The 23,672-nt window shown below is 60.2% G+C and carries 17 protein-coding genes; 14 read left to right on the top strand and 3 right to left on the bottom strand.

Going from position 1 to position 23,672, the window contains the following annotated elements:
• The first annotated feature begins 65 nt into the window (after positions 1-65).
• The 6 genes from ACA075_RS19745 (at position 66) to ACA075_RS19720 (ending at position 10,572) form a co-directional block, all read left to right on the top strand.
• Positions 66-1,793 (top strand): autotransporter assembly complex protein TamA, encoded by a 1,728-nt coding sequence (locus ACA075_RS19745; protein WP_497294782.1) that lies wholly within the window; start codon positions 66-68, stop codon positions 1,791-1,793.
• On the top strand, positions 1,790-5,458 hold the full coding sequence (locus tag ACA075_RS19740) for a translocation/assembly module TamB domain-containing protein (RefSeq protein ID WP_497294780.1): 3,669 nt from the start codon (positions 1,790-1,792) through the stop codon (positions 5,456-5,458). Before ACA075_RS19745 ends, ACA075_RS19740 begins: the two co-directional genes overlap by 4 nt.
• 238 nt (positions 5,459-5,696) lie before the next feature.
• Positions 5,697-6,170 (top strand): MarR family winged helix-turn-helix transcriptional regulator, encoded by a 474-nt coding sequence (locus ACA075_RS19735; RefSeq protein WP_219097066.1) that lies wholly within the window; start codon positions 5,697-5,699, stop codon positions 6,168-6,170.
• Positions 6,167-7,636, top strand: a complete 1,470-nt coding sequence (locus ACA075_RS19730; RefSeq protein WP_497294778.1) for an efflux transporter outer membrane subunit — start codon at positions 6,167-6,169, stop codon at positions 7,634-7,636. The genes ACA075_RS19735 and ACA075_RS19730 overlap by 4 nt, the downstream gene beginning before the upstream one ends.
• 15 nt (positions 7,637-7,651) lie before the next feature.
• The gene (locus ACA075_RS19725; protein WP_497294777.1) at positions 7,652-8,854 is read left to right on the top strand and encodes an HlyD family secretion protein; all 1,203 of its coding nucleotides are present in this window, start codon (positions 7,652-7,654) and stop codon (positions 8,852-8,854) included.
• 188 nt (positions 8,855-9,042) lie between these two features.
• A complete protein-coding gene (locus tag ACA075_RS19720; protein WP_497294775.1) occupies positions 9,043-10,572 on the top strand; it encodes a DHA2 family efflux MFS transporter permease subunit in 1,530 nt (509 codons plus the stop codon).
• A 62-nt stretch (positions 10,573-10,634) separates the two neighbouring features.
• Here the strand turns inward: ACA075_RS19720 and lpxH are convergent, their stop codons facing one another.
• Positions 10,635-11,387, bottom strand: a complete 753-nt coding sequence (lpxH, locus tag ACA075_RS19715) for a UDP-2,3-diacylglucosamine diphosphatase (RefSeq protein WP_497294773.1) — start codon at positions 11,385-11,387, stop codon at positions 10,635-10,637.
• Complete coding sequence (locus tag ACA075_RS19710) at positions 11,384-11,890, bottom strand: peptidylprolyl isomerase (protein ID WP_219097061.1); 507 nt, start codon at positions 11,888-11,890, stop codon at positions 11,384-11,386. Before ACA075_RS19710 ends, lpxH begins: the two co-directional genes overlap by 4 nt.
• A gap of 260 nt (positions 11,891-12,150) precedes the next feature.
• Here ACA075_RS19710 and ACA075_RS19705 point away from each other — a divergent pair, with 260 nt between their 5' ends.
• Together ACA075_RS19705 and cysS are read left to right on the top strand one after the other, a co-directional pair.
• The gene (locus ACA075_RS19705) at positions 12,151-13,851 is read left to right on the top strand and encodes a glutamine--tRNA ligase/YqeY domain fusion protein (protein WP_497294772.1); all 1,701 of its coding nucleotides are present in this window, start codon (positions 12,151-12,153) and stop codon (positions 13,849-13,851) included.
• Between the two features lie 15 nt (positions 13,852-13,866).
• Complete coding sequence (cysS, locus tag ACA075_RS19700; protein WP_497294770.1) at positions 13,867-15,249, top strand: cysteine--tRNA ligase; 1,383 nt, start codon at positions 13,867-13,869, stop codon at positions 15,247-15,249.
• A 192-nt stretch (positions 15,250-15,441) separates the two neighbouring features.
• Here the strand turns inward: cysS and ACA075_RS19695 are convergent, their stop codons facing one another.
• On the bottom strand, positions 15,442-17,292 hold the full coding sequence (locus tag ACA075_RS19695; protein WP_497294768.1) for a sigma-54-dependent Fis family transcriptional regulator: 1,851 nt from the start codon (positions 17,290-17,292) through the stop codon (positions 15,442-15,444).
• A gap of 429 nt (positions 17,293-17,721) precedes the next feature.
• Between ACA075_RS19695 and ACA075_RS19690 the strand changes: the two genes are divergently transcribed.
• From ACA075_RS19690 to ACA075_RS19665, 6 genes are read left to right on the top strand one after another with little or no spacing between them, the layout of a single operon-like run.
• Positions 17,722-18,816 (top strand): ABC transporter ATP-binding protein, encoded by a 1,095-nt coding sequence (locus tag ACA075_RS19690; RefSeq protein WP_497294767.1) that lies wholly within the window; start codon positions 17,722-17,724, stop codon positions 18,814-18,816.
• The gene (locus ACA075_RS19685) at positions 18,816-19,913 is read left to right on the top strand and encodes an ABC transporter ATP-binding protein (RefSeq protein WP_497294765.1); all 1,098 of its coding nucleotides are present in this window, start codon (positions 18,816-18,818) and stop codon (positions 19,911-19,913) included. Before ACA075_RS19690 ends, ACA075_RS19685 begins: the two co-directional genes overlap by 1 nt.
• A complete protein-coding gene (locus ACA075_RS19680) occupies positions 19,910-20,776 on the top strand; it encodes a carbohydrate ABC transporter permease (protein ID WP_102595558.1) in 867 nt (288 codons plus the stop codon). Before ACA075_RS19685 ends, ACA075_RS19680 begins: the two co-directional genes overlap by 4 nt.
• Positions 20,777-20,784: 8 nt before the next feature.
• Positions 20,785-21,585, top strand: coding sequence for a carbohydrate ABC transporter permease (locus tag ACA075_RS19675; RefSeq protein WP_010458825.1), 801 nt, complete (start codon positions 20,785-20,787; stop codon positions 21,583-21,585).
• Between the two features lie 10 nt (positions 21,586-21,595).
• Positions 21,596-21,868: a DUF2160 domain-containing protein gene (locus ACA075_RS19670; protein WP_497299300.1), complete on the top strand. Its 273-nt coding sequence runs from the start codon at positions 21,596-21,598 to the stop codon at positions 21,866-21,868.
• A 48-nt stretch (positions 21,869-21,916) separates the two neighbouring features.
• Positions 21,917-23,659, top strand: a complete 1,743-nt coding sequence (locus tag ACA075_RS19665; protein WP_497294762.1) for an ABC transporter substrate-binding protein — start codon at positions 21,917-21,919, stop codon at positions 23,657-23,659.
• Positions 23,660-23,672: the final 13 nt, after the last annotated feature.

The following is a 23,672-nucleotide window of genomic DNA, read 5'->3' as shown; positions in this document are numbered from 1 at the left end:
CCGTAGAACTTTCACGCCACGCCAGGCTCTATCACGCTCCCAAGCTCGTGATAGCATCCGCGCCTATGAAGTTTCCAGGAAGATTTACCAGTGGCGTGCTGATGCTGTTTACCAGCTGCGCGGCACTGGCGCAAAGTGAATTGGATGTGCGGATCAAACCGTCCAACGATGAACTGAAAGCCAATATAGAGGGCTATATCGGCAGCCTCGGCGACCGTGACGAAGAAGCCTTGCTGCGCTTCAGTCGTGGCGCCGAAGAACAGGCGCGCAAGGCCGCCCAGGCCTTGGGCTACTACCAGCCGCAGATCGACAGCGACGTGAAGGGCGGCAAGGCGCCGCGCCTGATACTCAACATTGATCCCGGCGAGCCGGTGCATTTGCGCAACGTCACAATTCGCATCGACGGCCAGGCGGCCTCCCTCAAAGCGTTTCGTGTCCCCAAAAGCGCTGCGCTGACAACCGGCGCGGTGCTGAACCATGGCCGGTATGAAGACGCCAAGAAACTGATCCAGAACCAGGCCTCGCGCTATGGCTTCTTCAGCGGCCACTTTACTCATCAGACGTTGTCGGTGGACCCCCGCGCCGGCGTCGCCGACATCGACCTGGTCTATGAAAGCGGCCCGCGTTACGCCCTGGGCAAGGTCAGTTTCGAGGGCGACACGCCATTCGACGAAGACTTGCTGCGGCGCATGGTGCCGTTCAAGGAAGGCGCACCCTACGACTCCGAACTGATCGCCGAGCTTAATCAGGCGATGCAATCGAGCGGCTATTTCGAAAGCGTGCGGGTGGATGCGGCACCCACGGCGTCGAAGAACGATGTGATCCCGGTCGACGTCAAGCTCGAAACCCGCAAGCCACGGACCATGGGCCTGGGGCTGGGGTATTCCACCGACGTCGGCCCCCGGATCAAGGCCAACTGGACACGGCACTGGGTCAATCCGCAGGGGCACAGCTATGGCTGGGAGACCGAAATCTCGGCGCCACGGCAGAACGTCGGGGTGTTCTACGACATCCCTCTGGACCCGCCGCTGACCGACAAATTGCGCTTCGCCGGCGGTTATCAAAACGAAGAAATCGCCGATAAGGACTCTCTCAGCAAACTCCTGACCCTCGGCCCCGAATGGCACAGCAAGTTGCCCAGCGGTTGGCAGCGGGTGGTGTCGCTCAAGTGGCAACGCGAGGAATACCGGCTCGGCGATGATTCGGGACTCAGCACATTGCTGATGCCCGGCGTCAATTATTCCTACTTGAAAAGCGACAACCGCATCGACCCGCACAACGGCTATCGTCTGGAATTCGAGACCAAAGTGGCCAAGGAAGGCTTGGGTTCGGACAACAACCTCGTCTACGGCACCGCGCTGGTCAAAGGCTTGACCACGGTCTTCGACAAGCACCGTTTCCTCGGTCGGGTGCAGGTCGGCGGCAGCGCCACCAACGGCTACAATTCAATACCGCCGTCGTTGCGCTTTTTCGCCGGTGGCGATCAGAGCGTGCGCGGCTATGACTATCAAAGCCTGTCCCCGGAGAACTCCGAGGGCGACCGCATCGGTGGCCGCTACATGGTTGCCGGCAGCGTCGAATATCAGTACTCCGTCGCCGAAAAATGGCGGGTTGCGACCTTCGTTGACCAGGGCAACTCCTTTAATACACTCGAACTGCCGAACCTCAAGACCGGCGTGGGCATCGGCGTGCGCTGGGTTTCCCCGGTGGGGCCGATTCGCCTCGACCTGGCCCACGCGATGGACGACGACGGCGGCATTCGACTGCACTTTTCCATGGGGCCCGAGCTGTGAAGCGTGGTTTGAAAATAACGCTGCTGACGATTCTGGCGCTGCTGATGCTGGTTGTACTGGCTGTGACCACGGTGCTGGGCACAGCGACGGGCAGCCGTTGGGCGCTCGGCCTGGTGCCGGGCCTGACCGTGGAGAATTTCCAGGGTCGATTGGGCGGGCAGTGGAGTGCCGATCATCTGTTGTGGCAGCAGGACACCAGTCGGGTTGAGCTGAGCCAACCGATATTCGCCTGGTCGCCGCTGTGCCTGACGCGAATGACCTTGTGCATCGAGCAATTGAAGGTCGATCAAGTCAGCCTGCAATTTCCACCGGGTAGCGATGAAGACAGCAGCGGCGATATCGAGCTCCCGGAGCTGAAGTTACCGTTGGCCATCGAGTTGGGCGACGTCCAGGTCGGCAGCCTGCTGTTTAACGGAAGCGAAGAACTCAAAGGCTTGCAACTGGCCGCGCACTGGACCGCACAGGGCATGCAGCTCGACTCGGTGAAGTTGCAGCGTGACGATTTGAGCTTGAACCTTTCAGGCCTGCTGCAACCCAGCGGCAACTGGCCGCTCAAGGCCCAAGGCACGTTGACCCTGCCGGCCCCCGAGCCTTGGAGCCTGGCGCTGAAGGTGGACGGCGACCTGCTGAAAACCCTGAACCTGAAAGCCGACAGCAGCGGTTACTTGAACGGGCAACTGACCGGCGAATTGCAACCGTTGGTGGACAACCTTCCGGCGAAAGTACGGATCACCGCCGACAGTTTCAAACCCAGCGCCGACCTGCCGGACACCTTGCAACTCAATCAGCTGGAACTCACCGGCGACGGCGACCTGAAAAGCGGTTACCAGTTGCTCGGCAAAGCCACGCTGCCCGCGGAAAAAGGCCCGATTGCGTTGTTGCTGCAAGGCAAGGTCGACCTCAACGGCGCGCAGATTGCCGCCCTCGACCTGACCGCCAACGACAAGCAAAGCCTGAAACTCACCGGCAACCTCGACTGGCGCAAAGGCCTGAGCGCCGATGCGAAGATCGACTGGCTGGATTTTCCGTGGCATAGCCTTTATCCAATGATCGACGAACCCGAAGTGGCGTTACGCAGCTTCAACGGTGAAGTTTCCTACACCGATGGAAAATACATCGGTCACTTCACATCGGCACTCGACGGTCCCGCCGGTGCGTTCAGCCTCGAAAGCCCGTTCAGCGGCGACCTGACGAAAATCTATCTGCAACAGATTCAACTCGAAGCCGGGCAGGGCAAGGCCGTGGGGCATCTGAACCTGCAGTTTGCTGATGGCATTGCCTGGGACACCGCGCTCGACCTCTCGGCGATCAACCCGGCGTATTGGGTCGCGGAGTTGCCGGGCACGTTGGCCGGGCCGTTGCGCAGCACAGGCGAAATGAAGAATGAGAAGCTCAGCCTGAGTGCCGACCTGGACCTGAAAGGCAAACTGCGCGGGCAACCGGCGGTGATCCAGGCCAAGGCCGACGGCGGCGGCGAGCAATGGAACCTCAACGCGCTGCAAATCCGCCTTGGTGACAACATCATCAACGGCAAGGGCAGCCTGCAACAGAAGCTCGCCGGCCAGATCGACATCAAGCTGCCACGCCTAGCCCAGCTCTGGCCGCAACTGCGCGGGCAGCTCAACGGTCGCATCGATGTCGCCGGCACGCTCAAGGCACCGCAAGGCAAGCTCGGGCTGCAAGGCACGCAACTGGCCTTCGAAGACAATCGCCTGCAAAGCCTGAACCTGGACGCGACCCTCGACGGCGCGCAACGGGCGAAAATCGACCTCAAGGGCAGCGGCATCCAGGCCGGAGATACGTCACTGGGCACGCTGACTGCCAGCGGCCAGGGCGATATCAAGAACCAGAAACTCGCCCTCGACCTGCAAGGACCGAAGCTGAAACTGGCGCTCGGCCTTGACGGTGCGCTGGACAAGGGCAACTGGCGCGGACGACTGGCCAGCGGTGATATCCAGGCCGGCGGCCAGGACTGGAAGCTGCAAGGCCCGGCGAAGCTTGAACGGCTGGCGGACGGTAAGATCAATTTCGGCGCCCATTGCTGGATGTCCGGCGCTGCCAGTCTGTGCGGCGAAGACCAGCGTCTGATGCCGGAACCGAAGCTGCGTTATCACCTCAAGCAATTCCCGATTGAAAGCCTCGCGCAATGGTTGCCGAAGGATTTTGCCTGGAAGGGAAAACTCAACGCCGACCTGCAACTGGACCTGCCGGCTAGCGGCCCGAACGGCCAGATCAGCGTCGATGCCAGCGGCGGCACGTTGCGCATGAAGGAAAAGGATCAGTGGCTGGACTTCCCGTACCAGACCCTGAAACTCACCAGCAAACTCACGCCCAAACGCATCGACACCGACCTCAATTTCGTCGGCGGCAAACTCGGCGAGCTGATGCTGCAGGCACAAATCAATCCACTGCCGAAAAACAAACCGCTCACTGGCTCGTTCCGTCTCAGTGGCCTGGATCTGTCGGTGGCGCGGCCGTTTGTGCCGATGGTCGAGAAACTCACCGGACGTTTGAACGGCAGCGGCACGCTCTCCGGCGATCTGCTGGCGCCGCAGGTGAACGGCAATCTGCTGCTCAGCGATGGCGAAGTGTCCGGACCTGAATTGCCGATGGAGTTGCAGGGCTTGCAGCTACAAGCGCAGATCGCCGGCGAAACGGTTCAGTTGAGCGGCGGCTGGAAAAGCGGCAAGAGCGGGCAGGGCAGTCTCAACGGCCACATCGCCTGGGGTCAGGCGCTGGTGGTGGACCTGACGCTCAAGGGCTCGCAATTGCCCGTCACTGTCGAACCCTACGCCAAGCTGGAAGTGGCGCCGGACCTGAAGATCTCGATGAAGGACGACCAACTGGCGATCGCCGGTAAAGTGCAGGTGCCCAAGGGCGAGATCACCGTGCGCGAGTTGCCGCCGTCGACGGTCAAGGTCTCCGATGACACGGTGATCGTCGGCCAGCAGACCGAAGAGGGCAAACCGCCGCTGGCCATGAAAATGGACATCGATGTGGTGGTGGGTGAAGACAAACTCAGCTTTGCCGGGTTTGGCCTGACCGCCAACCTGCAAGGGCACGTGCACATCGGCGACAACATGGACACCCGCGGCGAGCTCTGGCTCAACGACGGGCGCTACCGGGCTTATGGTCAGCGGCTGACGGTGCGCCGTGCGCGGCTGCTGTTCGCCGGGCCGATTGACCAGCCGTACCTGGACATCGAAGCCATTCGCCAGACCGACGACGTGATCGCCGGCATTCGCCTCAGCGGCAGCGCCGAACAGCCGACCACGCAGATCTTCTCCGAGCCGGCCATGAGCCAGGAGCAGGCCTTGTCCTATCTGGTGCTGGGGCGTCCGCTGAGCAGCAACGGCGAAGACAACAACATGCTGGCCCAGGCGGCGCTCGGGTTGGGTTTGATGGGCAGTTCCGGGGTGACCGGCAAACTGGCCAACGATCTGGGGATTCAGGACTTCCAGCTCGACACCCAGGGCAGCGGCAACACCACCAGCGTCGTGGCCAGCGGCAATATCTCCGAGAAGCTCAGCCTGCGTTATGGCGTGGGCGTGTTCGAGCCGGCCAACACCATCGCCTTGCGCTACAAACTGAGCAAGAAGGTCTACCTCGAAGCCGCCGGCGGCGTGGCCAGTTCGCTGGACATCTTCTACAAGCGGGATTTCTAAGCCCGCGTTCCTTCAAAAAGACCGAGTCGGCCCAATCGCGAGCAAGCTCGCTCCCACAAGGTTCAGTGTGATCCCTGTGGGAGCGAGCTTGCTCGCGATGGCGTCAGATGCGTCACCGCAAATCCATCGCCATTTATCAGCCAAATAGCAAGCAACCTAACTATTACGTTGACATTCGCTGCCTAGGCAGTAACATCTCGTCATACATTCTCTGCCTAGGCAGCTAATTGGTGGTCAGATGAAACATTTCACCCCAGACGCATTCCACACTTGCCATCTCGGCCTCCTGCTTGGGCGCGCTGCGCTGCTCAAGGACCGGATCATCGACACGCACATGGAACCTCACGGCATCACCGCCGCGCAGTTCAAAGTGCTGATCATCATGGCCCAGTTCGGTGTCGATACGCCGGCCGAGCTGTGCCGGCATCTGTCGCTGGACAGCGGTTCGATGACCCGCATGCTCGACCGTCTGGAACAGAAAGGTTTTCTCGCCCGCCAACGTTCCGAAGCCGATCGCCGTCAGGTGCAACTGGTGCTCACCGAGCAAGGCCAGCAATTGACTGACCGCCTGCCGGAAATCGGCGCCGACGCCATGAATGAACTGGCCGGCGCGATTACCCCGGAAGAACTGAAAACCCTGGAACAGATCCTCAAGAAAATGCTGGTAGCGGCCGGTGACTCGATCACCTTGCTGCGGGTAGGTGACCAATGAGCAGTAAAACCCTGCGTGCCGGCCTGAGCCTGCTGCTGGCGGCCATGACCTTGGCCGGTTGCGCCAGTTACAGCGGCCTGACCACTGAAGGTAAAAGCCTCGATGCGAAATCCCTCAAGGCCGGGCAATCCCTGAGCGGCGTGACCTTGTCGCCTGCGGCCTGGCCAAAAAGCGATTGGTGGAAAAGCCTTGGCGATCCGCAACTCGACGGCTTGATCCGCGAAGCGCTGCACGACAGCCCTGACATGCAGATCGCCGACGCTCGCGCCCACCAGGCCAGCGCCGCCGCCTACGCCGCCGATGCCGCGCGGATGCCGACCCTCGATGCCAGCGCCGGTGTCAGCCGTTCGCGCCTGGCCCGCGATCAAGATCCGAGGGGCGAGGGTGATGCGTACTCAACCGTGCGTAATATCGGTGCCAGTTTCAATTACAACTTCGACCTCTGGGGCGGTCAGCGTGATGCGTGGGAGGCGGCATTGGGCGAGGCCCGTGCGGCGGAAGTCGATCAGCAGGCCGCGCAGTTGACCTTGTCCGCCGACGTCGCCCGGGCCTACAGCGACCTGGGTCAGGCGCACATCGTCTATGACTTGGCCAATGAAGACCTCAAACGCACCCAGCAAATGCTCGACCTGAGCCAACGTCGCCTGAGCTCGGGGATCGACAGCCAATACCAATTCCAGCAAACCGAAAGCCTGGAAGCCAGTTCCGAAGCGAGCCTGATCGACGCCGAAAAACGCCTGCAAAGCGCAAAAATCGCTTTGGCGGTGTTGCTCGGCAAAGGCCCGGATCGCGGCAATGAAATCGCCCGGCCGAAGATCCTGCAAGCCAGCGCCGTGGCGTTGCCATCGGTGTTGCCCGCCGAGTTGCTCGGTCGCCGCCCAGACCTGGTGGCTGCACGCTGGCGGGTCGAGGCCGCGAGCAAGAACATCGCCGCCGGCAAGACCCAGTTCTACCCCAACCTCAACCTGAGCGCAGCAGCCGGTGCCGAGTCGTTGCTGGGGGATGCGATGTTCGGTTCGGCGAGCCGCTTCTTCAACGTGGCGCCGACGATCTCCGTGCCGATTTTCGACGGCGGCCGCCTGCGCGCCGACCTCGATTCCCGCGACGCCGATTACGACCTGGCGGTGGCGCAGTACAACAAAAGCCTGGTGAAAGCCCTGGGTGATGTCAGTGACACCATCAACCAGTTGCGCGACATCGGCCGGCAGATCGGGGCGCAGCAACACGCCACCGACATTGCCCAGGATTCTTACAACACCGTGGTCCAGCGGTACGGTTCCGGCATCGGTAACTACCTGGACGTGCTCAGCATCGAGCAGCAATTGCTCCAGGCCCAGCGTCAGCTGGCCAACTTGAATGCCGAGCAGATCGACCTGTCGATCCAACTGATGCAGGCGCTGGGCGGCGGCTTCCAGGGCGAAACCCTGACCGCAGCCAACGCACTCCCAGCCACGCAGCACAATTAATTCAAGGTATTGGTCATGGCCACTGCAGAAAACACACAAACCCCTGACAACGCTCAAGACACCAGCAACCCGCGCAAACGCAAAATCATGCTGGTGGTGCTCGCGATCGTGGTGATCCTCGCCGGTGTCGGCGTCTGGGGGTATCACGAGTTCTACGGGCGCTGGAACGAAAGCACCGACGACGCTTATGTGAACGGCAACGTGGTGGAAATCACTCCGCTGGTCACCGGCACCGTGGTCAGCATTGGCGCGGATGATGGCGACCTGGTCCATGAAGGCCAGGTGCTGATCAACTTCGACCCGAACGACGCCCAGGTCGGTCTGCAAAGTGCCCAGGCCAACCTGGCCCGCACTGTGCGCCAGGTGCGTGGCTTGTACAGCAACGTCGATGGCATGAAAGCCCAGGTAAACGCCCAGCAGGCTGAAGTACAAAAGGCTCAGGACAACTTCAATCGTCGGAAAAACCTCGCCGCTGGCGGCGCGATCTCCCAGGAAGAACTGTCCCACGCCCGCGACGACCTGACCTCGGCGCAAAACGCCTTGGCCAACGCCAAACAGCAACTGAAAACTACCAGCGCGCTGGTGGATGACACCGTGGTCTCGTCGCACCCGGACGTGATGGCGGCAGCCGCGCAGTTGCGTCAGGCCTATCTGAACAATTCCCGCAGCACCTTGATCGCGCCGGTCACCGGGTATGTCGCCAAACGTTCCGTGCAACTGGGCCAGCGCGTCCAGCCGGGCACCGCGTTGATGGCGGTTATTCCGCTGGATCAGCTGTGGATTGATGCCAACTTCAAGGAAACCCAGCTGCGTGACATGCGCATCGGTCAACCGGTGGACATCGAGGCCGACTTGTACGGCAGCGACGTTAAATTCAGCGGCACCATCGACAGCCTCGGCGCCGGTACCGGCAGCGCGTTTGCCTTGCTGCCGGCGCAGAACGCCACCGGTAACTGGATCAAGATCGTGCAACGGGTGCCCGTGCGGATTCACATCAACGCCGAAGAACTGGCCAAGCACCCGTTGCGGGTTGGCCTGTCGACTCAGGTCGATGTGAACCTGCACGACCAGAGCGGCCCGGTGCTGGCGCAACAGCCGCCGCAGAAGGCTTCGTTCAGCACCAACGTCTACGACCGTCAGTTGGCCGAGGCCGACGCGATGATCACTCAGTTGATCCACGACAACAGCGCGGCGGTCAGCAAAACCGTGCAGCGCTGACACCGACCCTGTGGGAGCGAGCCTTTGCGGCGAGGGAGCTTGCTCCCGCTGGGTCGCGAAGCGACCCCAAAAGCTTTACGACTGCTTCGCAGCCGAGCGGGAGCAAGCTCCCTCGCCACAAGGCTCGCACACAAGGTCAGCTGCGTCTGTAACAGGCGCCGCGCCAATCAGGCTTCAAGGGATTCACAATGAGCAATAACGCGTCTTTCACGCCGCCCAGCCTGCTGCTCAGCACCATCGGCCTGTCGCTGGCGACCTTTATGCAGGTGCTCGACACCACCATCGCCAACGTGGCGCTGCCGACGATTTCCGGCAACCTGGGCGTGAGTTCGGAGCAGGGCACCTGGGTGATCACTTCGTTTGCAGTAAGCAATGCGATTGCGCTGCCACTGACCGGCTGGCTCAGCCGCCGTTTCGGTGAGGTAAAGCTGTTTCTCTGGGCGACCATCCTGTTCGTGATCGCCTCGTTTCTTTGCGGTATCTCGACCTCGATGCCCGAGCTGATTGGCTTCCGGGTGTTGCAAGGCCTGGTGGCGGGGCCGTTGTACCCAATGACCCAGACGCTGCTGATCGCGGTCTATCCACCCGCCAGGCGCGGCATGGCGCTGGCGTTGCTGGCGATGGTCACGGTGGTGGCGCCGATTGCCGGCCCGATCCTCGGAGGCTGGATTACCGACAGTTATAGCTGGCCATGGATCTTCTTTATCAACGTGCCGATCGGCATCTTTGCGGTGATGGTGGTACGCCAGCAACTCAAGGCGCGTCCGGTGGAAACCAGCCGCCAGCCGATGGATTACGTGGGTTTGATCACGCTGATCATTGGTGTCGGGGCGTTGCAGGTGATCCTCGACAAGGGCAATGACCTTGATTGGTTCGAGTCGAACTTCATCCTCATCGGCGCGGCGATTTCAGTGATCGCGCTGGCGGTGTTCGTGATCTGGGAAATGACCGACAAGCACCCGGTGGTCAACCTGCGGCTGTTCGCTTACCGCAACTTCCGCATCGGCACCATTGTGCTGGTGTTGGGTTACGCCGGGTTCTTCGGCATCAACCTGATCCTGCCGCAATGGCTGCAAACCCAGATGGGGTATACGGCGACGTGGGCGGGGCTGGCGGTGGCGCCAATCGGGATTCTGCCGGTGCTGATGTCGCCGTTTGTCGGCAAGTATGCGCACAAGTTCGACCTGCGGCTGTTGGCCGGCCTGGCGTTTCTGGCAATTGGCCTGAGCTGCTTCATGCGCGCCGGGTTCACCAACGAAGTGGACTTCCAGCACATCGCGCTGGTGCAGCTGTTCATGGGCATTGGCGTGGCGCTGTTCTTTATGCCGACCTTGAGCATCCTGATGTCCGACCTGCCACCGAGCCAGATCGCCGATGGCGCGGGCCTGGCAACGTTTCTGCGGACCTTGGGCGGTAGTTTTGCGGCATCGCTGACCACGTGGATCTGGATTCGTCGGGCGGATCAGCACCATGCCTATATGAGTGAAAGCATCAGCACTTATGAGCCCGCGACCCGCGAGGCACTGAATGCGCTGGGTGGACCGAGCAATCCGGCGTATGCGCAGCTGGATCATGTGCTGACCAGTCAGGCCTACATGCTGTCCACCGTGGATTACTTCACGTTGCTGGGGTGGGCATTCATGGGCTTGATCGTGATTGTGTGGCTGGCAAAACCGCCGTTTGCGGCGAAGGCGGGGCCGGCGGCCTCCGGCCATTAAGCCAACCACAAAACCCTGTGGGAGCGGGCAAGCCCGCTCCCACAGGTTCTTGTGTCCGGCAGTTAGATCGTGGGGGCTGCGAGTTGTGGCGGCGGGGCGAAGTCGAAGGGGGCGAGGGCAAACCCTTGCTCATCCACCTGCAACGCCCAGCCCTGACGGTCCCAATCCCCCAGCACAATGCGTTTGGCTGCTTGTTCGCCAATCTGCAATTTGTGAATAGCCGGGCGATGGGTGTGCCCATGGATCAAGGTCTTCACGCCGTATTCCTGCATGATCCGCGGCACTTCTTCCGGCGTGACATCGACAATGTCATTGGCCTTCATCCGCGTCTGCGCCCGGCTTTCGCTGCGCAGCTTGCGCGCCAGTTTATGGCGCGTGCGCAAGGGCAGGTGCCGCAGGATGAACAGGGTGATCGGGTTGCGCAGGTAGCGACGCAGCTTCATATAAGCCTCGTCGCGGGTGCAGAGGCTGTCGCCGTGCATTAATAGCACCGGTTCGCCGTTGAACTGCACGACACTCGGGTCCTTCAATAACGTGCAGCCGGCCTGTTTGCAAAAGGCCTGGCCGAGCATGAAGTCGCGATTGCCGTGCATCAGAAATATGGCCGTGCCTCTGTCGCTAAGGGCGCGCAGGGCCTGGCAGATGGAACGCTGGAAAGGCGTCATGGCATCGTCGCCAATCCACGCCTCGAAAAAGTCGCCCAGAATGTACAGCGCACTCGCCGAGCGGGCGCGTCCGGCGAGCAAATCCAGAAACGCCCGGGTGATGTCCGGGCGCTCCTCTTCCAGATGCAAGTCTGAAATCAGCAGTATCACGCTTCGATGATCTCGGCTTTCTCGATGATCACGTCTTCTGCCGGTACGTCCTGGTGGCCGCCTTTCATGGTGGTGGAAACACCTTTGATCTTGTCGACCACGTCGGTGCCTTCAACCACTTTGGCGAACACGGCGTAGCCCCAGCCCTGAGTGGTCTTGGCGCTGTGGTTCAGGAAGCTGTTGTCAGCCACGTTGATAAAGAACTGGGCGGAAGCCGAATGCGGTTCCATGGTGCGGGCCATGGCGACGGTGTACTTGTCGTTCGGCAGGCCGTTGTCGGCTTCGTTCTGGATGCTTGGGCGCTTGTCTTTCTTTTCTTTCATGCCTGGCTCGAAACCGCCGCCCTGGATCATGAAGTTACCGATGACGCGGTGGAAAACGGTGTTTTCGTAGTGACCGGCTTTGACGTACTCGATGAAGTTGGCCACGGTAGTCGGGGCTTTCTCGGCGTTCAGTTCCAGGACGATGTCGCCATGGTTGGTGGTCAGTTTGACTTGGGTCATGATCGGTACTCTTTCTAATAATTCGTGGGTTTCGGGGCGTTGAAGCCCTCAACCGGTCCGGCCAAATTCGGCCAAGGTGCGCAGTTTAGCGTGCCGGGCGCGAATTTCGAGGCTGTTTTTCATTTGCATCCGATTAAATGCAGCCGTTTTCGGGCCTGCTCTGTCAGCGACTTGACGGCATCGGCTATGATAAGCCCCTTTGTTTTAACAGCCGCTTTGATTTGGCCAACTGGCCGCGCACTTGTACGTTCAAGGATCCTATGAGCAAGCCCACTGTCGACCCTACCTCGAATTCCAAGACCGGCCCTGCCGTGCCGGTCAATTTCCTGCGCCCGATCATCCAGGCGGACCTGGACTCGGGTAAGCACACGCAGATCGTCACCCGTTTCCCGCCTGAGCCCAACGGTTACCTGCACATCGGTCACGCCAAGTCGATTTGCGTGAACTTCGGCCTGGCCCAGGAATTTGGCGGCGTCACGCACCTGCGTTTCGACGACACCAACCCGGCCAAGGAAGACCAGGAATACATCGACGCGATCGAAAGCGACGTCAAATGGCTGGGCTTTGAATGGTCCGGCGAAGTGCGCTATGCCTCGCAGTATTTCGACCAGTTGCACGACTGGGCCGTCGAGCTGATCAAGGCCGGCAAGGCTTACGTCGATGACCTGAGCCCGGAACAGGCCAAGGAATACCGCGGCACCCTGACCGAGCCGGGCAAGAACAGCCCGTTCCGTGATCGCTCCGTGGAAGAAAACCTCGACTGGTTCGCCCGCATGCGTGCCGGCGAGTTCCCGGACGGCGCACGTGTGCTGCGAGCCAAGATCGACATGGCCTCGCCGAACATGAACCTGCGCGACCCGATCATGTACCGCATCCGCCATGCCCACCACCACCAGACCGGTGACAAGTGGTGCATCTACCCGAACTACGACTTCACCCACGGTCAGTCGGACGCCATCGAAGGCATCACCCACTCCATCTGCACCCTGGAGTTCGAAAGCCACCGTCCGCTGTACGAATGGTTCCTCGACAGCCTGCCGGTACCGGCGCACCCGCGTCAGTACGAATTCAGCCGCCTGAACCTGAACTACACCATCACCAGCAAGCGCAAGCTCAAGCAACTGGTCGACGAAAAGCACGTGTTTGGCTGGGATGACCCGCGCATGTCGACACTGTCGGGCTTCCGCCGTCGCGGCTACACCCCGGCGTCGATCCGCAATTTCTGCGACATGGTCGGCACCAACCGTTCTGACGGCGTCGTCGATTTCGGCATGCTCGAGTTCAGCATCCGTCAGGATCTGGACCAGAACGCTCCGCGCGCCATGTGCGTGCTGCGTCCGTTGAAGGTGGTGATCACCAACTACCCGGAAGACCAGGTCGAGAACCTCGAACTGCCGCGTCATCCGCAGAAAGAAGAACTGGGCGTGCGCAAGCTGCCGTTCGCCCGTGAAATCTACATCGACCACGATGACTTCATGGAAGAGCCGCCAAAAGGCTACAAGCGCCTGGAGCCGAACGGTGAAGTGCGTCTGCGCGGCAGCTACGTGATCCGTGCCGACGAAGCGATCAAGGACGCCGATGGCAACATCGTCGAACTGCGTTGCTCCTACGACCCGGAAACCCTGGGCAAGAACCCTGAAGGCCGCAAGGTCAAAGGCGTGGTGCACTGGGTGCCGGCCGCGGCCAGCGTCGAGTGTGAAGTGCGTCTGTACGATCGCCTGTTCCGCTCTGCGAACCCTGAAAAGGCCGAAGACAGCGCCAGCTTCCTGGACAACATCAACCCTGACTCGCTGCAAGTCCTCACCGGTTGTCGTGCTGAGCCTTCGCTTGGCAATGCACAGCCGGAAGACCGTTTCCAGTTCGAGCGCGAAGGTTACTTCTGCGCGGATATCAAGGACTCGAAACCCGGTCATCCGGTATTCAACCGTACCGTGACCTTGCGTGATTCGTGGGGCCAGTGATTCAAGGAATCTAAAGTGCTATCGATCTACAACACGCTCACCAAGAGCAAAGAAGTCTTCAAGCCGCTGGATGGCAACAATGTGCGCATGTACGTCTGCGGGATGACCGTGTACGACTACTGCCACATTGGCCACGGCCGCAGCATGGTCGCGTTTGACCTGGTGACCCGCTGGTTGCGGTTCAGCGGTTATAACCTGACGTATGTACGCAACATCACCGACATTGAAGACAAGATCATCAATCGGGCGAAGGAGAACGGCGAGCCGTTCGACGTGCTGACCGAGCGCATGATCACCGCGATGCACGAGGACGAGGCACGCCTCAACATCCTCAAGCCGGACATGGAACCGCGGGCCACCGATCACATCGCTGGCATGCAGAGCATGATCCAGACCCTGATCGACAAGGGCTACGCCTACGCCCCGGGCAATGGCGACGTGTACTACCGCGTCGCCAAGTTCATGGGCTACGGCAAGCTGTCGCGCAAGAAAATCGAAGACCTGCGCATTGGCGCGCGGATCGAAGTCGACGAGTCGAAACAGGACCCGCTGGACTTCGTGCTGTGGAAGGGCGCCAAGCCGGGCGAGCCGAGCTGGCCTTCGCCGTGGGGCGACGGTCGTCCGGGCTGGCACATCGAATGCTCGGTGATGTCGACCTGCTGCCTGGGCGAGACCTTCGATATTCATGGCGGCGGCAGCGACCTCGAGTTCCCGCACCACGAAAACGAAATCGCCCAGAGCGAAGCGGCCACCGGCAAGACCTACGCCAACGCGTGGATGCATTGCGGCATGATTCGCATCAATGGCGAGAAGATGTCCAAGTCCTTGAACAACTTCTTCACCATCCGCGACGTGCTGGAAAAGTACCACCCGGAAGTCGTGCGTTACCTGCTGGTATCGAGCCACTACCGCAGCGCGATCAACTACTCGGAAGACAACCTCAAGGACGCCAAGGGCGCACTCGAACGTTTCTACCATGCGTTGAAAGGCCTGCCGAACGTGGCGCCGGCCGGCGGCGAAGCCTTTGTCGAGCGTTTCACCCAGGTGATGAACGACGACTTCGGCACGCCGGAAGCCTGCGCGGTGCTGTTCGAGATGGTGCGCGAGATCAACCGTCTGCGCGAGAGCGATCTCGATGCAGCGGCGGGTCTGGCGGCTCGCTTGAAAGAACTGGCAAGTGTGCTGGGCGTGTTGCAGCTTGAGGCCGATGACTTCTTGCAGGCTGGCGCTGAAGGGCGTGTGGATGCGGCAGAGGTTGATGCGCTGATTGCTGCGCGTTTGGCGGCACGTGCCGGCAAAGACTGGGCGGAATCCGACCGTATCCGCGACCAGCTCACCGCCATGGGCGTGGTGCTGGAAGACGGGAAGGGCGGCACGACCTGGCGGTTGGCTGACTGATTGCTGTGATTGCTACAAAACAAAACCCGCCTTGTGCGGGTTTTTGTTTCTTGGGGCTGGCTTAAGAGGCGCGGTGTTTGGGTTGACGTCATCGCCAGCAAGCCGGCTCCTACAAGGATGGCGTCGTATACAAAATTGTCGAACGACACAATCCTGTAGGAGCCGGCTTGCTGGCGATTGACTGCGCAGCAGTCAGCTGTCCGATTGGCGCAATCGCTTGTAAAGAGTATTGCGGCTAACCCCAAGCCTGCGGGCGAGGTGCGAGATATTCCCCCCAGCCGCCTGCAACAACCGGTTCAAATCCTCGGCGTCATTCAAATCCACCGCCAGTGGCTCCGGCGAATCCACCGGCTCCAGCTCCAGATCGACAAAAAAATCATCCGGCAAATGCTCCGGCCGCACCGGTTGTTCTTCGGCCATGGCCAGCGCCACCTGCATCACGCTGCTGACCTGCCTTAAATTCCCCGGCCACGGATGACGGCCGAACAACTCCATCACCTCACGGCTCAACCCGGCCCACTGCGATGGCTCGCGATGCTGTTCCCATAAACGTTTGAACAGCGCCTGTTTGTCACTGCGTTCCCGCAGCGGCGGCAACTCCAGGGTCAAACCGCCGATGCGGTAATAAAGGTCTTCGCGAAACCGCCCCAACTGCACCTGCTCACGCAACGAGCGGTTGGTCGCCGAGATGATGCGGATGTCCACCGGGAACAATTCACTACTGCCCACCGGTTGCACGCAACGTTCCTGCAAAACCCTTAAAAGACGGGCCTGGGTCGGAAGTGGCATGTCGCCGATTTCATCCAGGAACAGGGTGCCTTTGTCGGCCTTGCGGATCAGTCCGATGCTGCCTTTCTGATTGGCGCCGGTGAACGCTCCTTTCTCGTAGCCAAACAGCTCGGATTCTACCAGTTCGGCGGGGATCGCTGCACAGTTGACGGCGATGAACGGCTGTTTGCTCCGAGAGCTGGCTTGATGCAGGGCTTTGACGAAGACTTCCTTGCCGACCCCGGTTTCACCGTGGATCAACAGCGGAATGTCTTTCTCCAGCAAACGCTCGGCCTGGCGCACGGCTTTTTCCACGCGACTGTCACCGAAATGCAGGGTATTGAGGCTGATCGTAGCGGGCGCGGCAACAGCAGGTTCTACGCGCTTGGTTTCAGAAAACAGGCGAGCCTGAATCGGCACCTGTTTCGGCCGTTTCAACAGGCACTGAAAACGGTTACGCCCGGAGGCTTGCAGGGCGAAGGGCAAGCCATCGGGCTGGTTCAGCAGTTCCAGCAGCGAGACCTTGAACAGGCTCTCGACACTGACCCGCGACAAGCTGATGCCCAGCAGATTGTCAGCCCGGCGGTTAGCCGACAGCACCTGGCCGGTTTCATCGAAGATCAGCAAACCGGCCCATTGGCTGTCGAGGTTGTTCAGGCCGGTGTTGAAGGTCAGTTGAAAATGCTGGCCGTGAAAGAGGTTGAGGATCAGCCGGTTTTCCACGGTCTGGCTCATCATCTTGACCATGCCGAGGGTGTGAGACGGCGGCAGGTAGCTGTCGCTGGATACGTCCAGCACCGCGATCACCTTGCGCTCGGCATCGAAAATCGGCGCGGCGGAACCGGTCATGAAGCGGTTGGCCTTGAGGAAATGTTCATCGTGTTCGATGTGCACCGCCTGCTCGCAAGCCAGCGCGGTGCCGATCGCATTGGTGCCGCTGCAACGTTCCATCCAGCTGGCGCCGGCGCTGAAACCACGGGTCAGGCTCGGCTCGATAAAGCGCTGGGTGCCCCAGGACGTCAGCACCTGGCCCTGATTGTCGGCAAGCATGATCAGGCAGTTGGAATTGCTCAGGATGTTTTCGTAATACGGCAGGACTTCCTGATGGGTGGTTTGCACCAGGGCATGCTGGCTCTCCAGCAACTGGGCGATGCCTTCGGCGGGCAGCTGATCGAAGGCCGGTGCACTTTGATGATCAAGGCCGAACGCACGGCAACGGGACCAGGAGTCCTGGATGATGGCGTCGTGGGAGAGCGGCGAGGCGGGTACGGCCATGGCAGTCGATCTCTGAGCATTATTATTTTTGTTATGTGCAGCGCGATTCATGTAGCAGCTGGCGTAGCCTGCGTTCGGCGGCGAAGCCGTCGTAAAACCTGCATGTGCGGTCATCCTGACACACCGCGTCGCCTGATTTCACGACGACTGCGTCGCCGGACGCAGGCTACGCCAGCTGCTACAGGTTCGTGGTGAATTTGGATAATCGTGTCACAAAAGCATCCGTAGAGTGTTGTTCACTATTGTTCATTGTCAACGGCTGGACTGTTCAATTGTTCAGTCGCTGTTGTTCATTTCTGTTCAGCAACGAAAGTGGTTTTGTCGCGGTTGCGAAGATTTTCAAGGCAGTTCAACAGCTTACATTTTCTGGCATGAAACTCGCTCTACTGCCTGGGTCGCTTGACTCCAAATAATAAAAAAGGCCGAGCCATGTCATTAACCCTGGAGCACGTCAGCCGCACCGTCGAGGGCCAGACCTGGATCGACGATGCGTGCCTTAGTTTTGAACCCGGATCCTTCAACGTTTTACTCGGGCGCACGCTATCCGGTAAAACCAGTCTCATGCGCCTGATGGCGGGCCTGGACAAGCCCGACAGTGGCCGGATCCTGATGAACGGTGTCGACGTCACGCAGCGCCCGGTGCGTTTGCGCAACGTGTCGATGGTCTATCAGCAGTTCATCAATTACCCGACCATGACCGTGTTCGAGAACATCGCCTCGCCCTTGCGCCAAGGCGGTGTCTCCAATGAACTGATCCAGAGCAAAGTGCTGGAAACCGCGAAGATGCTGCGCATCGAGAAGTTTCTTCAGCGCTATCCGCTGGAGCTCTCCGGCGGTCAGCAACAGCGCACCGCAATGGCCCGGGCGCTGGTCAAAGATGCCGAACTGATCCTGTTCGACGAGCCGCTGGTCAACCTCGACTACAAGTTGCGCGAAGAGCTGCGCCAGGAAATGCGCGAGCTGTTCAAGGCCCGGCACACCATCGCCATCTACGCCACCACCGAACCCAACGAAGCGCTGGCCCTGGGCGGCACCACCACCATTCTTCACGAAGGCCGGGTGATCCAGAGCGGCAAATCCTCCGAGGTCTATCACCAACCGCAGACGGTGCTGGCGGCGGAACTGTTCTCTGAACCGCCAATCAACCTGATGCCGGGGCGGATTGCCGGCAACGAAGTGAGCTTTGCCAATTTCGTGCACTTTCCGTTGAACGTCGATTTGCGCCCGGTCGGCGAGGGTGAATTCCGCTTCGGCGTGCGCCCGAGTCATATCTCGCTGGTGCCGAGCAACGACGATGACCTCGAACTCGCGGTGACCGTCGAGGTGGCCGAGATCAGCGGCTCGGAAACTTTCCTGCACGTGCGCAATGAACATTTTCTGTTGGTGCTGCACTTGCCTGGCGTCCACGAATACGACGTCGACGCGCCGATCCGAATCTATATCCCGACCCATAAACTGTTTGTGTTCGATGCGCAGGGACGGTTGGTCCAGGCGCCCGGTCGCCGTATCGCGAGGGTTGCCTGATGGCCGAAATCCGTTTGCAGAACCTCGCCCACAGCTACACCAGTACGCCGACCGGCCCCGAGGATTACGCGATCCGCGAGATGGACCACGTTTGGGAGCAGGGCGGTGCTTATGCCTTGCTCGGGCCTTCGGGCTGCGGCAAGTCGACATTGCTCAACATCATTTCCGGGTTGCTCAGCCCGTCTCAGGGCCAGGTGCTGTTCGACAGTAAAGTGGTCAACGACTTGACCCCCGAGAAGCGCAACATCGCTCAGGTTTTCCAGTTTCCGGTGGTGTACGACACCATGACGGTGTTCGACAACCTGGCCTTCCCCCTGCGCAATCAGGGCATGGCCGAGGCGAAAATTCACAGCAAGGTGCAGGAAATTGCCGAGGTCCTTGACCTCCAGGCGCTGTTGAGCAAAAAGGCACGCAACCTCACCGCCGACGAAAAACAGAAAGTCTCCATGGGCCGAGGACTGGTCCGCGACGACGTCTCGGCCATCCTCTTTGATGAACCGCTGACGGTGATTGACCCGCACCTGAAGTGGAAGCTGCGGCGCAAGCTCAAGCAGATCCACGAGCAGTTCAACATCACCATGGTCTACGTCACCCACGATCAGCTCGAAGCATCGACCTTCGCCGACAAGATCGCGGTGATGTACGGCGGCCAGATCGTGCAATTTGGCACCCCGCGCGAATTGTTCGAGCGGCCGACCCACACCTTTGTCGGTTACTTCATCGGCAGTCCGGGAATGAACCTGATCGAGGTCCAGCCACAACCGGGCGGTGTCGGGTTTGCGTCGACGCACCTGCCTTTGTCCGACGCGCAACAGAAACGCATCGCCGAGTCCGAGTGGAAAACCCTGAAGGTCGGCATCCGTCCCGAGTTCGTGCATGTGTGGGACGAGCCGTTCGATGACGCGATGCAGGCACACGTCATACACGTCGAAGACCTTGGCACCTACAAGATCATGACCCTGAACCTCGACGGCGCCCCGTTGAAAGTGCGCCTGGCCGAAGACAAACCGGTGCCCGAGGGAACCGCCTGGATCAGTTTCCCGGCGCAGTGGTTGATGGTCTATGCCGACGACTACCTGCTGGAGGTGCAGCCATGAACAAGGTGCAGAACAACAAGGCCTGGTGGCTGGTGTTGCCGGTGTTTCTGCTGGTGGCGTTCAGTGCGGTGATCCCGATGATGACCGTGGTCAACTACTCGGTGCAGGACATCTTCGATCAGTCCAGCCGCTACTTCGTCGGTGCCGACTGGTACAAACAGGTGCTGCTTGATCCACGCCTGCACGACTCGCTGCTGCGGCAATTCATCTATTCCGCCTGCGTGCTGCTGATCGAAATCCCGCTGGGCATCGCCATTGCCCTGACCATGCCGACCAAGGGCCGCTGGTCGTCGCTGGTGCTGATTATCCTGGCGATTCCGCTGCTGATCCCGTGGAACGTGGTCGGGACGATTTGGCAGATTTTCGGTCGGGCGGACATCGGTCTGCTCGGTGCCAGCCTCAAGGCCATGGGCATCAACTACAACTACGCGGCCAACACCATGGACGCCTGGGTCACGGTGCTGGTGATGGATGTCTGGCACTGGACCTCGCTGGTGGCGCTGTTGTGTTTCTCCGGGTTGCGAGCGATTCCGGACGTGTACTACCAGGCGGCGCGGATTGATCGGGCGTCGGCCTGGGCGGTTTTCCGACATATCCAGTTGCCCAAGCTCAAGAGTGTGCTGTTGATCGCAGTGATGCTGCGCTTCATGGACAGTTTCATGATCTACACCGAGCCGTTCGTACTCACGGGCGGTGGGCCGGGGAATGCCACGACCTTCTTGAGTCAGACCTTGACCCAGATGGCTGTAGGGCAATTCGACCTCGGTCCGGCGGCGGCTTTCTCGCTGGTGTACTTCCTGATCATCCTGTTGGTGTCCTGGCTGTTCTATACGGCCATGACTCACTCTGACGCCAACCGCTGAGGTCCGCCATGAGCAAGAGAAAGCTGATTCCTTTGTTGATCTACATCCTGTTCCTGCTGGTGCCGATCTACTGGCTGCTGAACATGTCCTTCAAGAGCAACACCGAAATCCTCGGCGGTCTGACGCTGTTTCCCCAGGATTTCACCTTCGCCAACTACAAGGTGATCTTCACCGATCCGAGTTGGTACAACGGTTACCTCAACTCGCTGTATTACGTGAGCCTGAACACGATCATTTCCCTAAGCGTGGCGTTGCCGGCGGCTTACGCGTTCTCGCGCTACCGCTTTCTCGGTGACAAGCACCTGTTTTTCTGGCTGCTGACCAACCGCATGGCGCCGCCGGCGGTGTTCCTGTTGCCGTTCTTCCAGCTGTATTCCTCGATTGGTCTGTTCGACACGCACATCGCCGTCGCGCTGGCTCATTGCCTGTTCAACGTGCCGTTGGCGGTGTGGATTCTGGAAGGCTTCATGTCCGGCGTTCCGAAAGAAATCGACGAGACCGCTTACATTGACGGCTACAGTTTCCCCAAGTTCTTCGTGAAGATTTTTGTCCCGCTGATCGGCTCCGGGATCGGTGTCACAGCGTTCTTCTGCTTCATGTTTTCCTGGGTCGAACTGCTGCTGGCGCGGACGCTGACATCGGTGAACGCCAAACCGATTGCGGCGGTGATGACCCGCACGGTCTCGGCGTCGGGTATCGACTGGGGCGTGCTGGCGGCAGCGGGGGTGTTGACCATTCTGCCGGGCATGCTGGTGATCTGGTTTGTTCGCAACCACGTGGCCAAGGGCTTTGCCCTGGGCCGGGTCTGAGGAGCTGATGATGGAATGGATGAGCTGGACGGTCCCCACTGCGGCATTCTTCATTGTCATTGGCCTGATCCTGGCGGGCATGACGACCTGGGAGTTACGTTCGCCGAGTGTCCCTCGGCGTGGTTTCTTGCCGATTGCCACCACCCGTGGCGATCGGCTGTTTATCGGTCTTCTCGGCAGCGCCTACCTGCATTTGCTGGTAATCGGCGTCACCGACTGGAGCATCTGGGTTGCGTTCGCGTTGTCCCTGGTGTGGCTGTTGGCTGTGATGCGTTGGGGCTAGTCGAAATCGATCGGCAATGTTGCTCCGAAAACCAAACAGGAGGTCTCTATGTTCGACAAAAACAATAAGCTGCGACATAGCATTTCATTGGCAGCCATGCTGGCACTCAGCGGTCTGAGCGCTTCGGCCTGGGCCGATGCCTACGAAGACGCCGCGAAGAAATGGATCGGCAGCGAATTCAAACCGTCCACGCTTACGCCAGAGCAGCAGCTCGAAGAGCTGAAGTGGTTCATCAAGGCAGCCGAGCCGTTTCGCGGGATGAGCATCAAGGTGGTTTCAGAAACCATCGCGACCCACGAATATGAATCCAAAACGCTGGCCAAGGCCTTCACCGAAATCACCGGGATCAAGCTGACCCACGACTTGCTGCAGGAAGGCGACGTGGTGGAAAAGCTGCAGACCCAGATGCAATCAGACAAGAACATCTATGACGGCTGGGTCAACGACTCGGACCTGATCGGGACGCACTTTCGCTACGGCAAGACCGAATCGATCACCGACCTGATGGCCAACGAAGGCAAGAACTTCACCTCGCCAACCCTGGACATCAAGGACTTCATCGGCATTTCGTTCACCACCGCACCGGACGGCAAGATCTACCAATTGCCTGACCAACAGTTCGCCAACCTGTACTGGTTCCGCGCCGACTGGTTCGAACGGCCGGAGCTCAAAGCCAAGTTCAAGGAAAAGTACGGCTATGAGTTGGGCGTGCCGGTGAACTGGTCGGCTTATGAGGACATCGCCAAGTTCTTCAGCGAAGACGTCAAGGAAATCGACGGCAAGCGTGTCTACGGACACATGGACTACGGCAAGAAAGACCCGTCCCTCGGCTGGCGCTTCACCGATGCCTGGTTCTCCATGGCCGGTGCCGGCGACAAAGGTATTCCCAACGGTTTGCCGGTGGACGAGTGGGGCATCCGCGTCGAGGACTGCCACCCAGTCGGTTCCAGCGTGACCCGTGGCGGCGACACCAACGGCCCTGCGGCGGTCTACGCAACACAGAAGTACGTCGACTGGCTCAAAGCCTACGCGCCACCGGAAGCAGCTGGCATGACTTTCTCTGAATCCGGCCCGGTGCCGTCCCAAGGCAACATCGCCCAGCAGATCTTCTGGTACACCGCGTTCACCGCCGACATGACCAAACCGGGCTTGCCGGTAATGAACGCTGACGGCACGCCGAAATGGCGCATGGCGCCATCACCCCGCGGACCGTACTGGGAAGAGGGCATGAAGCTCGGGTATCAGGACGTGGGTTCCTGGACGTTCATGAAGTCCACGCCTGAGAAGCAGAAACTGGCGGCCTGGCTCTATGCGCAATTCGTCACGTCGAAAACCGTGTCGCTGAAGAAAACCATCGTCGGCCTGACGCCGATTCGTGAGTCGGACATCAACTCGCAAGCCATGACCGACCTGGCACCGAAACTCGGTGGTCTGGTCGAGTTCTATCGCAGCCCGGCCCGCGTGCAATGGACCCCGACCGGGACCAACGTGCCGGACTATCCACGGTTGGCTCAACTGTGGTGGAGCCACATCGCGGAAGCGGCCAGCGGCGAGAAGACTCCGCAACAGGCGCTGGATGGCCTGGCCAAGGATCAGGACGCGATCATGACGCGCCTGGAACGCTCGAAGGCGCAAGCCACCTGCGCACCGAAAATGAACCCCGAGCGCGATGCTCAGTACTGGTTCGATCAGCCGGGTGCACCGAAGCCGAAACTGGCGAACGAGAAGCCTAAAGGCGAAACCGTGAACTACGCCGAACTGCTGAAATCGTGGGAGGCGGCGCGTAAATAAATAGCTGGATCGT

Source organism: Pseudomonas sp. LBUM1663 (assembly GCF_059695905.1).
Note: the sequence above shows the minus strand (reverse complement) of the source record. Positions and strands in the feature narration are given on the sequence as shown.

Coding starts and splice junctions, on each gene's coding strand:
- ACA075_RS19745 (WP_497294782.1), top strand. CDS start 66: ATGAAGTTTCCAGGAAGATTTACCAGTGGCGTGCTGATGCTGTTTACC.
- ACA075_RS19735 (WP_219097066.1), top strand. CDS start 5,697: ATGAAACATTTCACCCCAGACGCATTCCACACTTGCCATCTCGGCCTC.
- ACA075_RS19730 (WP_497294778.1), top strand. CDS start 6,167: ATGAGCAGTAAAACCCTGCGTGCCGGCCTGAGCCTGCTGCTGGCGGCC.
- ACA075_RS19725 (WP_497294777.1), top strand. CDS start 7,652: ATGGCCACTGCAGAAAACACACAAACCCCTGACAACGCTCAAGACACC.
- ACA075_RS19720 (WP_497294775.1), top strand. CDS start 9,043: ATGAGCAATAACGCGTCTTTCACGCCGCCCAGCCTGCTGCTCAGCACC.
- ACA075_RS19710 (WP_219097061.1), bottom strand. CDS start 11,890: ATGACCCAAGTCAAACTGACCACCAACCATGGCGACATCGTCCTGGAA.
- ACA075_RS19705 (WP_497294772.1), top strand. CDS start 12,151: ATGAGCAAGCCCACTGTCGACCCTACCTCGAATTCCAAGACCGGCCCT.
- ACA075_RS19695 (WP_497294768.1), bottom strand. CDS start 17,292: ATGGCCGTACCCGCCTCGCCGCTCTCCCACGACGCCATCATCCAGGAC.
- ACA075_RS19690 (WP_497294767.1), top strand. CDS start 17,722: ATGTCATTAACCCTGGAGCACGTCAGCCGCACCGTCGAGGGCCAGACC.
- ACA075_RS19685 (WP_497294765.1), top strand. CDS start 18,816: ATGGCCGAAATCCGTTTGCAGAACCTCGCCCACAGCTACACCAGTACG.
- ACA075_RS19680 (WP_102595558.1), top strand. CDS start 19,910: ATGAACAAGGTGCAGAACAACAAGGCCTGGTGGCTGGTGTTGCCGGTG.
- ACA075_RS19675 (WP_010458825.1), top strand. CDS start 20,785: ATGAGCAAGAGAAAGCTGATTCCTTTGTTGATCTACATCCTGTTCCTG.
- ACA075_RS19670 (WP_497299300.1), top strand. CDS start 21,596: ATGGAATGGATGAGCTGGACGGTCCCCACTGCGGCATTCTTCATTGTC.
- ACA075_RS19665 (WP_497294762.1), top strand. CDS start 21,917: ATGTTCGACAAAAACAATAAGCTGCGACATAGCATTTCATTGGCAGCC.